General features: G+C 42.1%; 7 protein-coding genes. 2 read left to right on the top strand and 5 right to left on the bottom strand.

What is annotated here, in order from left to right:
- Positions 1 to 78 precede the first annotated feature (78 nt).
- Both ACSSS3_RS10005 and ACSSS3_RS10010 read right to left on the bottom strand, forming a co-directional pair.
- Positions 79 to 1,062, bottom strand: a complete 984-nt coding sequence (locus ACSSS3_RS10005; protein WP_442847391.1) for an ISAon1 family transposase — start codon at positions 1,060 to 1,062, stop codon at positions 79 to 81.
- Positions 1,052 to 1,405 (bottom strand): ISAon1 family transposase N-terminal region protein, encoded by a 354-nt coding sequence (locus ACSSS3_RS10010; RefSeq protein ID WP_442844504.1) that lies wholly within the window; start codon positions 1,403 to 1,405, stop codon positions 1,052 to 1,054. Before ACSSS3_RS10010 ends, ACSSS3_RS10005 begins: the two co-directional genes overlap by 11 nt.
- 347 nt (positions 1,406 to 1,752) lie before the next feature.
- Here ACSSS3_RS10010 and ACSSS3_RS10015 point away from each other — a divergent pair, with 347 nt between their 5' ends.
- The gene (locus tag ACSSS3_RS10015; protein WP_442844505.1) at positions 1,753 to 2,589 is read left to right on the top strand and encodes an alpha/beta hydrolase; all 837 of its coding nucleotides are present in this window, start codon (positions 1,753 to 1,755) and stop codon (positions 2,587 to 2,589) included.
- 631 nt (positions 2,590 to 3,220) lie between these two features.
- The gene (locus tag ACSSS3_RS10020; protein WP_442844506.1) at positions 3,221 to 4,516 is read left to right on the top strand and encodes a serine hydrolase domain-containing protein; all 1,296 of its coding nucleotides are present in this window, start codon (positions 3,221 to 3,223) and stop codon (positions 4,514 to 4,516) included.
- A 54-nt stretch (positions 4,517 to 4,570) separates the two neighbouring features.
- On the opposite strand, the gene ACSSS3_RS10025 is transcribed toward ACSSS3_RS10020, so the two are convergent.
- From ACSSS3_RS10025 to ACSSS3_RS10035, 3 genes are all read right to left on the bottom strand, one after another.
- Complete coding sequence (locus ACSSS3_RS10025) at positions 4,571 to 6,991, bottom strand: sugar-binding domain-containing protein (protein ID WP_442844507.1); 2,421 nt, start codon at positions 6,989 to 6,991, stop codon at positions 4,571 to 4,573.
- Positions 6,992 to 7,052: 61 nt separating this feature from the next.
- Positions 7,053 to 8,771 (bottom strand): RagB/SusD family nutrient uptake outer membrane protein, encoded by a 1,719-nt coding sequence (locus tag ACSSS3_RS10030; protein ID WP_442844508.1) that lies wholly within the window; start codon positions 8,769 to 8,771, stop codon positions 7,053 to 7,055.
- Positions 8,772 to 8,774: 3 nt separating this feature from the next.
- Complete coding sequence (locus tag ACSSS3_RS10035; RefSeq protein WP_228231220.1) at positions 8,775 to 11,867, bottom strand: SusC/RagA family TonB-linked outer membrane protein; 3,093 nt, start codon at positions 11,865 to 11,867, stop codon at positions 8,775 to 8,777.
- Positions 11,868 to 11,883: the final 16 nt, after the last annotated feature.

Here is an 11,883-nt window from a genome sequence, read left to right on the forward strand (position 1 = left end):
ATGGGAGTTGAATTCCAAAAAGCCTAAAAATATAATTACTTAAAAGGACTTTTAAAGGATCAATCCTAATTGTTGTGTTTAAGCAAAAATTGTAGTTAATCTGTATAGAAAGAATTCTATGTTTTTTACTCCTCTAAATTGGCTTCTAAATGCTTTGATCTTTGCATTGAAGGACTCAGCTGAAGCGTTAGTACTTCTGTTTATAAAGTAATTGAGTATTGATCTATAATTAATGTTTATGGTATTAGCAATGGTATTGAATGCCTTAAATCCTGTGTTCTCTACATCTTTATACCAATGAGCCAGTTTTGTATAAGCCACTTCCACTGATTTTGCTTTGTTGAATATATCCCTAAGTCTTTGCGTGAGCTTAAATGCCAACTTTATATCTGGATAGTGCTCGAAGAGTATTTTACTTCGCTGGTATTGGTTTTCTGTCCAATTTGAAGGTGCTTTATAGAGCAGATACCGGCTCCTGGCTAATAACTGTTTTTTGGTATCCCCATTGTCAAAGGTTTTGGGAGTAAAACTTTTCTGTTTTAACCGGGCTTGTTTAATTTGTTCGTTCTCCATATCTATAGCATCCCATCGGTGTTTGATCCTTATATCCTGTAAGGCTTCCAGTGCCAGTTTCTGTACATGGAATCGGTCTGTAACCTGTATTGCTTTTGGGAAACATTTTCTTGCAATGGTCTTCATTGAATTAGCCATATCCAAAGTGATTTCTTTGACTTTGGCTCGTTTCTTTGCTGGTATTTGAAGGAGCTGCTCTATGATAGGCTCTACTTTAGTGCCGGAAAAGATCGCAACAATGCATCCTTTTTTACCTTTTGCTTTTTTATTTGTGATTATGGTGTAGAGCTCCCCTCTGGATAGCGCAGTTTCGTCAATAGATAAGTATCTTCCTATATTCTCTGGAAAGATGAGCCATTGCTTAGCATGTGGTTTTTGCTCCCAAGTTTTGAAGTCGCTTAATTGGTCTTTGTACTGGCGTTGAAGTTTTTTACCGTTTACTCCGTAGAACCCACCTATGGTATGACAGTCAGAAGCTTTAGTATTGATTAAGTACTTTTAAAAAAGCAGCAAACTCGACGGTCATTCGGGTTCCCTGTGCTACTAAGTTCCAGTCACGCTGAATAACTTTTTTGTCTTGTTTGTTGAGCCATCGACGTCGCTTTATATGCAGGAATACTTTTTTGCCACGCACAGGAAAATCCTGAACGGTTATTTCTTTATGGAACCCGTGCGCTGTGACCAGGCTTGAAGAAAACTCTTTAGGGACCTCTGGTTTTTCTTCAAAATGCAGGTGCAGTATATCTCCCTCTGTTTGATGACCGGTAAGGTTAAAATGGGTAATCAATAATTCTGGTAATAAAATCTTAAGTAAATCTATATATGCGTCCAATGCCTCCTGTTTAGAAAACAAAAATCAAACTATTCATTCAATTCACACACAACTTTTGAGAATGATCCAATTAAGGGTCGGCGGGTTCCCCCGAAGCTTCGGGGCCTCATTGCCCACGAAGGTTACATAGGTAAATAGCCTTTTTTATTTTAAGCATCGTTATTTGTATTTTATCTAAATACTTAGGATGACTCTTTTTAGGAGAAACTTATATAGGTTAGACGGAATGGATTAGCCTCATACCCTAAAAATTTAGTTTTTATGACTACAAATAAAGTTTTATGGTTTATTTTAAATCCTCAACTTGAAAATAATTCTTGAAATAATTAAGCAGGTCAATCGTGTTTATGAAATACCTAATTCTACTTTTAGCTGGCTTTAGTTTGTTAGTTACAACTTTTGAATCAAAAGATTTACAGCAAAATTCCGATTCCAGATTCTATATAGACTCTATTTACAGTGAAAATTTAAATGAATATAGGAGGCATAACATTTATTTGCCAAAGGGATTTTCAAAAGCAAATAGTTACCCAATAGTTTATGGTACAGATGGGCAAGACAATATCGAGAATAGTTATTATAAGAAAATCTTAGATTCCCTCGTTCAAAATGAGATTATTGAGCCTATTATTTTTGTTCAAAGTCATGCAAATAAAAAAGATGCAGATAGCACAAGTATGACTCGAGGCAACGGTGATAAGGTTTATTTAAAGTTTAGATATTTTGAATATGTGGAAACCAACTCCCGTGATTCATTGTTGAAAAAGAGGTTTAATGAGCATATGAGTTATTTTACGGAGGAACTTATACCAGCAATTGAGTCAGATTTTAATAAGGATCTCAAATCTGAAGAGAGGTATTTTTATGGAGTGTCCAATGGAGCAGGCTTCGGGCTCAGTTTATTAAAGACGCATCCGGAACTAATTGGGACCTATTTGTGTTTTTCACCTTTTGGCGGCGAAGTTAGTGTTGAAGATTGGTACAACGCTTCTAGTCTACCAGACTTGTATTTCTATTATGGTAGTGAGGAACCCCAATTTTTGAGAGATGCTGCTGAAAATTTAAAAGGTTGTTACAGCGGGAAAGAGGCGAAGTTGGAAATCAAGGAATATGATGGTGGTCACGACTATAAAATATGGAATGAATTATTTACTCAAACCGTTGCAGATATTTTTCGATTATAACTATTTACATAATTGTAGACGTCAGGAATAAGCTGTCAAAACTGGGATTCCAATATAGTGTTCCGATTTTGGGATGGAATGGGTAATACTGAAAAAGCAGATGGAAGTAAAACAAGAAAATCTTAATAAAGGAAAAGCTTTGGAGCCACATTGCCCAAAAAGGCTTCCAGAAATGGAAGCCTTTTTTTATATGTTATGCTTCTGAAAGTAACATTTAGCTGTCGCCTGATTTTCGGCTTCTCTTTTTCCGTATTGATCTGATTTAAAGAGGTTTGATGATGTTCAGCTTTTCGAAATTTGTTAAAGTTTAAAATAGGTTTACTTCGTACATACTAAAGCGGCTTTTTTCTTGTTGAACAGTTAAAGAATCTCAGATTTTTAGGAATTAATTAAGACTTATTTATAGTTAAAATGTAGGATTAAATCTTACAATTCTGAATTCGATAAGCTCTTTTTTAGTCTGCGAAAAGATTCTAAAAACAGGCTTGTTTAGTAGCAAAATCAAGCTTTGGTGCTGAGAGTCAGCACTTCTGAATTATGTTAAATTTTTAATTTATATAGCACTTAAACGGTTTTATGTGTTTTTTATCGTATATTCGAGCCGATTAACAAAATAACCCCCAACTTCAAAATGATTGTTAAAAAACCTGTGGTATTCAGTACGGTGGTCGTATTGATGTCTTTCTTCGCTATTTTTAGTTCTAATCAGTACAAATCCCCAAAGCCCAAACTTCCTTCTGCAGAGTTTGTAAATCCCATACAGGCCAAAGAAGAAAAGCGTGCTTCCCAGGCTTTTGAAACCCGCAAAAAACTTCTTGAGCAGGCCCTGAACGCCTACTTTGAAGATGCCATTAAAAAAAGACTGATCATTGGTGCCGGTGTAAATATCGTTGCCGGTGATTCGGTTATGTTTCAGGGAGGCTTCGGTAAGCGCAATGCGTTTAAGGAGACAGACACGGTTAATGCAAAGACGGTATTCAGACTCGGTTCTCTTTCTAAAGGTTTCGCGGGTGTTCTGGCCGGGATTGAGGTAAAGGAAGGAGCCATTTCCTGGGATGATAAACTTATCGAGGCAGTGCCGCAGTTCGATTTAAAAAATAAAAATCACGCCCGTGCAATTACTCTTAGGGAAGTGCTTTCGCATTCTACAGGCGTACCGTACCACTGTTATACCAATCTCATAGAAGATGGACTTCCATTAGAAGAAGTCGCTTCGCGTTTTAGAATTATCAATACCTACACAAAACCGGGGCTGGTGCACAGCTATCAGAATGCTATGTTTGCGCTTAGCGGAACTATGATGGAAGCTGCAACCGGGAATACCATTCAGCAATTGCTGCAAAATAAACTATTTACCCCGCTTGATATGAAAACCATTTCTACAGATTATGAAGGTATGGTCAACACCGGTAATTATGCATATCCGCATAAAAGCACCTACAAGGGATGGCAGCGATTACCCGTAAACAGAAAATACTTTAATGCGGTTCCGGCCGGGGGAATTAACGCCAGTGCAGATGATATGGGCAAATGGATGCGCTTTCTTTTAGGACATAAAGAAGAAGTGCTTGATAAAGACGGTCTGGCTGAAGTTTTTGAACCTCAGATAGAATTGCCCGATGAGCGTAAATACTATCAACGCTGGAAGGGTCACCTGCGTTCTTCCTACGCTTACGGCTGGCGCATACACGAGTTTGTAAATGCCGAAAGCGGAGCTCAAAGTAAAATGATTCACCACGGCGGCAGCGTGAGTAATTTTAGAAATGAAATCGCTTTGTTTCCGGAAGAAGATCTGGGAATCTGTGTTTTGTTCAACAGCCTTACCCCGCTGGCTAGTCAGGTTATCCCCGACCTTCATAAAATCGTAATAGAAATTATGGAACTGCCGGTTAATGAAATAGAACTCGACCGTATAGCAAGTCTTTAAAAGAAAAAAGTCCGTTTGGTTTTTCAAACGGACTTTTCTGCAGTGTGTTAGGTACTATTCAATCGTATAGCTCCGTGATTTTAGCTTTTTATTTTGTGGAATGATTTTCAACACTCCGCTTCTGCCTGTTTTTTTGAAATAGGCTCTGAGTTTTCCATTGTAGGTAGCTTGTGTTGAAGCTGTAAAGGAGCGGTGATTGCTTTGATCTGCATTTTCAACTCCCAGCAGGACTAAAGATTCATCGATTACAAAGTTCACTTCCTGGTCTTCGTTCCTTATAAGCGTTCCGTTTTTATCAACCAGCTCAAGGTCGATTATTAAAACTTCAGATTCTGTGATGACTTTTGGTAAAGCCGCTTTGGTGAGTTTGATTTCTTTAAGCTTTTGCGGTGTTTGAAGCATACTGCGTGCAACCACAATTCCATTTACGTAACCGCGGGCTTCCAGTTTTCCTTCCTGATAGGGGATTTTAAAATGAGGCATGGCATTATCTGCGTAAGTGACCGGTTGTTTACCCATAGATTTTCCGTTGAGAACCAGTTCTACTTCATCGGCATTGGTATAAAAAGGAATGTACTTCATTTCTCCTGCCTCTCCTGACCATTCTGTTTTGATTTTACGGCGTTTCTGAGCGTTCTCTGCACTGTCTGTTACCCCGATGTAAAGCACAGGCTTATCACTCCATAAGCTCTGTCTGAAAAAGAAATCGGGCTTGGGCTTTCCGGCCAGATCCAGAATGCCGGCTTCACTGCCACGTTTAGGCCAGGGAAGTGCTTCGCCTATAAAGTCGAAAGCCGTCCAGATAAATTGAGAAGCGATATACGGGTTATCGGTCACTGCTTTCCAGGCTGAATAGGCATCCCCATTTTCACTTCCGTAAATAATGCGACCGGGATATTTTTGATGATCTTCCGCATACCGGTATTCCTGATAATTGTAACCCACGAGATCTAAAGATTCGGGATAGGTGGTTTCATTAGACATAGGTACACCGGCCAGTGCCGCAGTTATGGGTCTGGTGGTGTCGATTTCTTTTGCAGCGGCGACAAGTTCTTTGGCCAATATGCCTAAAGCTTCAGCTGATGGATTGCCGGGTTTAAAGCCGCGTCCAAAAATCTGCGGATTTCTTCCGGTGTCGAGAACCGGATGCGTGTACGGATCATTAGGATAGTCAATCTCGTTACCAATGCTCCACATAATGATTGAAGGTCTGTTGCGGTTGCGCCTGATCATATCCTGAACATCGCGTTTTCCCCATTCGGAGAAGGCCTCAAAAGCACCATCGTTGCCGGGTGTGCCTACATTCCAGCCTTCAATCCATTTATTTTTACCACGTGCCCATTCGTCAAAGGCTTCATCCTGCACCAAAAAACCCATCTCGTCACAAAGTTCATAAAGGTAATCCTGATGTGGATAATGGCTCATGCGTATGGCATTGCAACCCAAATCTTTCAGAATTTGCAGGCGTTCTGCCCATACTTCCTTAGGCACAGCAGCTCCCAGAGCACCGGCATCGTGATGTATGCAAACCCCTTTCAGCAACATATTTTCCCCATTGAAAGTAAAACCGGTATTGGCATCAAAGTGAAAGCTTCTAAAACCTACCTGTTGCGTTTGGGAATCTATTAGTTCTCCATTCTTCAGGAGGTTTAGGGTTAAGGTATAGAGGTTGGGGTGTTTTGGGGACCAAAGTTTTGGACTTTTGACGATTCCTTTAAAGGTAACAGCTGCGGAAGCATTTGCGAGCGTTTCTGCAGGAAGACTTTCGGTATAAAGGGTGTAACCGGAAGCATCTTTAAGAGCGGCATTTACCTCCAGCTTAGCCGAAGCATTTAAGGTGTTTTGAAAAGCAGCCGTTATCAGAATGCCGGCCTCTTCGGGAGTTACTTTGGGAGTTTGAAAACTGATACCCCAGGTTTTAAAATGAGCGGGGGCTTTGGTTTTTAGGTACACGTTACGGTAAATGCCGGAGCCGGTGTAAAAACGCGAATCGGCATATTGAGCATGATCTACACGTACCAAAATCTCATTTCCGCTTTGCTTGAGGTAAGGGGTGAGGTCGTATTCAAAAGCTATAAAGCCATTAGGCCTTCTGCCAATCCACGTCCCGTTGATCCAAACATCCGAGTTTTTATAAACGCCGTCAAAATATATCGCATAGCGTTTATGGGTATCGTATGAATCGATATCAAAGTTTTTGCGATACCAGGCGATACCACCGGGTAAAAAGCCTGTGCCGCTTGCCCATTGAGGGTCAAAAGGGCCTTCAATACTCCAATCGTGGGGTAGGCTTACAGCTCGCCAGTTTGCGTTTTGAAGATCCTGTTCCTTGAGATCAAGATCTCCCCGGTAAAACTGCCAGTTGTCATTAAAAAGCTTCTTGCCGCTTTCCTGAGCCTGAGTCGTTAGAAACGAAGCGGAGAGGATCAGGCAGAAAAGTGCTGCAAGAGTTTTAAGTGCGGGTTTATGTTTCATCTTTCAGGTTTTTAAATAAAAAAAGGGAAGGAAAATAATTCCTTCCCTTTTATGGAAAACGTTAGTTACCTTGTTGATATCCCGGGTTTTGTTGAAGCTTACCACCCGATGCGGTGATGTCGCTTAAAGGTATTGGGAACCAATAGTGTTTTTCTTCAAACTTTTTGCCTTCCAGGGCAATACCTTCCTCATAGGTAAGGTTGCCGTTTGAAGCTCTGGTAATTTCAATAGATTTTGCAGGTTCGTTCTCAACATCCATTGCGATCATCCAGCGACGTACATCAAAATAACGATGCTCTTCATAAGCTAATTCTACTCTGCGCTCGTTTTGCAAGGCTTCACGCATCTGGGCTTTGGTGAGTCCGCTTAAAACCGGCATACCTGCACGCTGGCGCACCGCGTTTACGGCGTTGTAAACAGACAGATCAGGACCTGCAGCTTCGTTTTGTGCTTCGGCATAGTTGAGCAAAATTTCAGCATATCTAAAATACCTCCAGGGAGAAGCTCCCATATTATTCCAGTCGTTCAGGGTTATATCTTCCTGAATGAATTTGCGCATTAAGTAACCGGTAGGAGAGGTGTTCCAGGGCTCGTTACCATCGGGGCTGTCCTTTCCGTTAGGCACAAAAGACTCGTAAGCACGATCTCTAAGGGTAGAACCGTTGTAAACAATAGTTGCATAAAAACGCGGATCACGGTTTACATAAGGGTTTTGCGGGTCGTATCCTGAGTTTGCATCCTCGATGTCGGAGCCGTCTATCATTTCAAAATCATCTACCAGGTTTTGCATAGGGCAGTTACCTCCCCAGCCACCTGAACCGTTAGGTCCGTTCATACGCTCAATAGGAATAGCGCGACCGCCACTGTTGCTGGCAGGCATATAAAAGCGCATAAAGATGTCTTCGCTGGTCATACTTTGGGTAACAAACAGTTTTCTGAAGTTTTCAGAAGGGTCTGAATCGAGATTGGTAACCAGGCTAAAGCGGTTAAGGTCCATCACATCTTTGGCGGCCTGAGCGGCTTTGGCCCATTTTGCAGTGTCGTCTACACCATCAGTAAATAACGGGCTTGCTGCATACAATAATAATCTTGATTTTAAAGCCATTGCTGCTGCATCTGTTGCACGTGCTCCGTTAGAAGCAGGCAGTAAATCTATAGCCAATTCCAGTTCACTTTCGATATAAGCCACCACTTCGTCTTTACTCTTTCTATCGTAAAGCGCGTCAAAATTGCTGGTTAGGTCGTAAACCTCGTCTCCCATAAGGGGGACTTCGCCAAAACCTCTTAACAGTTCAAAATACCTGAACGCACGTATGAAATGCAATTCACCTATCAATAGATCTTTGGTTTCCTGATCAAAAGGCGAGGAGTCTGTATCAATATTGGAAAGCGCCAAATTTACCTCGCGAATATTTCGGAAGCTGCGTCCCCAGGTTGTACTCATAAAACCGTAGTTACTTGGGCTCATTTGGCCGCGTTGTACCAGGTAGGTTGCGTCATCATTGCTGTAGATGGCCTCGTCAGAAACCGAAGCCCACATCGCCCAGTGAAAACCACGCCCAAAACCGGCAGGGGTGTCACCACCATTATGCCCGGGCTCTTTGTCTGCCAGGCGCACACCGGTGTACAAACCTCTTACAAAAGCTTCTGCTAATACAGGGTCTGCCCATACGGCCTGGTCTGTTAAACTTGTACTTTCTACATCCAGTAAATCTTCATCACAGCTCAGATGAACCAATGAAAGACTGCCCAGAGCTAACATCATTATTAATTTCTTCATCACTTAAAAGTTAACGTTAATACCTATGTTGTATGTTTTTAATTGCGGATAGAATTGCCCGTTGTTGCTGGCACCTTCCGGGTCAACATCTTTAGACTCGGTAAAAGTGACCAGGTTGTAGCCGCTTGCATAAATTCGAGCCGTTGAGATGCCTAAGAACGACAAGCTGCTTTGAGGCAGGCTGTAGCCCAACTCCACGTTTTTCAGCCTTAAGAACGAAGTGTTCACCAGCCAGAAATCATTTCTGAACAATCCCTCATTAATGCTTGAAGAGGTACGTACATCTACGCGTGGATAGCTTCCGTTAGGGTTGGTAGGGCTCCAGCGGTTGTCTGCCCAGCTGCTGAAGAAGTTTCCTACCTCTCCAGACTCCGGAGCTACATACTGCACCGAACGCGCCTGACCTTGCCATAAGACGGTCAAATCAAAGTTTTTATAATTAGCTCCCAGAGTTAAACCGTAAACAATTTGCGGAACATTTGTCAATTCCTGACGTACACGGTCTAACTGTGTAATTTCACCGTCGCCATCCACATCGCGGTAGATGAGGTCTCCCAATTGCTGCCCGGGAAGCGTTACGTTATTGTCTAAATCTTCCTGAGTTCTAAAGATACCAATTGCTTCGTAAAGTAGTTCTGAACCAAGGGGTTTTCCTTTTGATAACTGATAATCCGGGATACCCTGTGGATCGTCTAAGAAGACAACTTCATTTTTATTGAAGGTGAAATTTGCATCGGCAAAAAAGTTAAACTCACCCCAGGTTTTATCATAGCCCAACACGGCTTCAAAACCACGGTTTTTAACTTCACCAATATTTTCCTGCGGAATGATTGCATCCAGACCCACCTCATTAACGATACCTGAAACTAAAGGTAAGGACCCGCTACGAGCAGTTAACAAATCGCTACGCACTTCGTGAAAGTAATCAAGCTCAATACTGAAGCTGTCAAACAGGTCTGCACTTACACCAATATCCAGTTTTCGGGCAGTTTCCCAGGTGATTCCGGGGTTTGCAAGCTGGTTGATGATAAAAATAGGTAATGGAGTGCCGTTTGGATCTACAAAATCTGTAGGACGTAATGCGAAGGTGTTTAAGTATTGAAACGGATTGATTCGGTCATTACCTAATAAACCGTAAGAGGCTTTAACTTTTAGGTTTTTTACATCTTCAGATTTAAACCACTCTTCTGCTGAAATTCTCCAACCTGCAGAAATACTTGGGAAAAAGCCATAGCGGTTTCCGTCTGCAAAGCGGGAAGAACCATCGTATCTGGCCTGTACTTCTGCCAAATATTTTTGGTCATAATCATAAGAAATACGGCTAAAGTAGTTACGACGGGTAAAACGCTGGCTAAAACCGCTGTTAGTACTTTGCTCCGGTTCACCACCACCCAGATTAAACTCAGGAATTTCGGCTGAGATAAACCCACTGCGGAACGCATCAAAATAGCTGCGGTCACTTTCCTGCTGCTCATAAGCGATAAACGAATTGATGTGGTGCAGTCCAAAACTGCGCTCAAAGTTAAGGCGTATGTTTGCCGTTTGGAGCTGGTTGTTGTCCTGAGCCTGTAATAATTCGGGTGTACGGGAATCTGGGCCTGCGGTTACTTCATTAAATGAAGGCGGGTTTGTGCTATTGTCGATCTGATAGACCGTAAAGGGAATTGCAAAGCGTTTACGGGCTGCAAAGCTTCGGTCTTCAGAATAAAAACCTTTTATAGACAGACCTTCAATGGGTAATTTATAGTCTAACGTAAGGGTTGAGTTCAATACCGTTGTAGGCTGTACATCAGTTCCCGGAATTCCGGTAGGAATAATAATGGGGTTCTGTCCCTGTTCAACACCTGCAGAAGGCAAACCGTTAGAATAACGGGCAGGGATTGTAGGATAGGTTCTGTAGATCGCTCTAAAAATATCTCCCGCACTACGTGTTGGGAATATACGATCTTCCTTGCGGTAGTTGAGGTCTACGCCCAGGGTGAGGTTTGAAGTCACATCAACATCCAGGTTGGCTCGCAGGTTTACCTGCTTGTAATTGTTGATTCCATCTTTGTAAATACCATCCTGATTGGTACGGCCTAAAGAGGTAAAATATCTGAAATTTTCACCACCCCCTCGTATAGAAACATTTTCGTTGTCCTGTAGCGACCAGTCGCTGATTGCTTCATCGGTCCAGCTGGTATTTGGGTAGTTGTCAGGGTCACTTCCGTTAGCAAATAAGGCAATTTCTTCCTGACTGTAGATCTGATTCATACCACCGCTTGGGTTTCGGTAGAAGTTGATTTCATTAAGAATAGTAGCGTAGGTAGGCGAGTCGGCTAATTTTGGTAAGTTCGCCGGTGTTGAAAATCCCTGGTTTGCTGTTACGCTAAAGCTGGGTTTACCCATTTTACCGCGTTTGGTAGTTATTAAAATAACCCCGTTTGCAGCCTGAGCCCCATAAATTGCAGCAGAAGCATCTTTAAGTACGGTGATGTTTTCTACGTCGTTTGGGTTAAGACGCTCCAGACCTCCCAATCGGTTTGGGATACCATCTATTACTACCAGAGGATTGTTGTCGCCTGTGGTGCTGATCCCGCGAATGCGGATGGTCGCGCCATCAGCTCCCGGTTCACCAGATCTGTTGTTGGCTACAACCCCAGATAACCTACCGGCAAACGAGTTGGACAGGTTAGGCTGCGGACTTTTAACCAATTCTTCTCCTTTTACGGTTGAAACAGATCCTGTAAGGGTAGTTTTAGACTTTTGGCCATAACCTACTAAAACGACTTCGTTGAGTTCTGCAACGTTTTCCTGCATTTTAACGTTGATCGTATTTTTAGTTCCAACAGTGATTTCCTGCTCTGTAAATCCTACATACGAGAAAACCAGTACATCAGCGGCAGATGCCGTGATGCTGAAATCGCCGTCAAAACCGGTAACAGTACCGGTAGAGGTGCCTTTAACGAGAACACTCACACCGGGTAAGGGTGTATTGTTCATGTCTGTTACTACACCCGTTATTTGTTTTTCCTGTGCAGTTATGCTCCAGGAAAACAGAAAAAGCAGCATGCTGTAGAGAACAGCGGCCTTTTTAGTCAAATAATAATTAGTCATACATTCGTGTTTTAGT

It is taken from the genome of Leeuwenhoekiella sp. H156 (assembly GCF_052218455.1).
Taxonomy (GTDB): domain Bacteria; phylum Bacteroidota; class Bacteroidia; order Flavobacteriales; family Flavobacteriaceae; genus Leeuwenhoekiella; species Leeuwenhoekiella parthenopeia.

Excerpts from the sequence above, each read along its gene's own strand:
- ACSSS3_RS10015 (WP_442844505.1), top strand. The coding sequence starts at position 1,753 with ATGAAATACCTAATTCTACTTTTAGCTGGCTTTAGTTTGTTAGTTACA.
- ACSSS3_RS10020 (WP_442844506.1), top strand. The coding sequence starts at position 3,221 with ATGATTGTTAAAAAACCTGTGGTATTCAGTACGGTGGTCGTATTGATG.
- ACSSS3_RS10025 (WP_442844507.1), bottom strand. The coding sequence starts at position 6,991 with ATGAAACATAAACCCGCACTTAAAACTCTTGCAGCACTTTTCTGCCTG.
- ACSSS3_RS10030 (WP_442844508.1), bottom strand. The coding sequence starts at position 8,771 with ATGAAGAAATTAATAATGATGTTAGCTCTGGGCAGTCTTTCATTGGTT.
- ACSSS3_RS10035 (WP_228231220.1), bottom strand. The coding sequence starts at position 11,867 with ATGACTAATTATTATTTGACTAAAAAGGCCGCTGTTCTCTACAGCATG.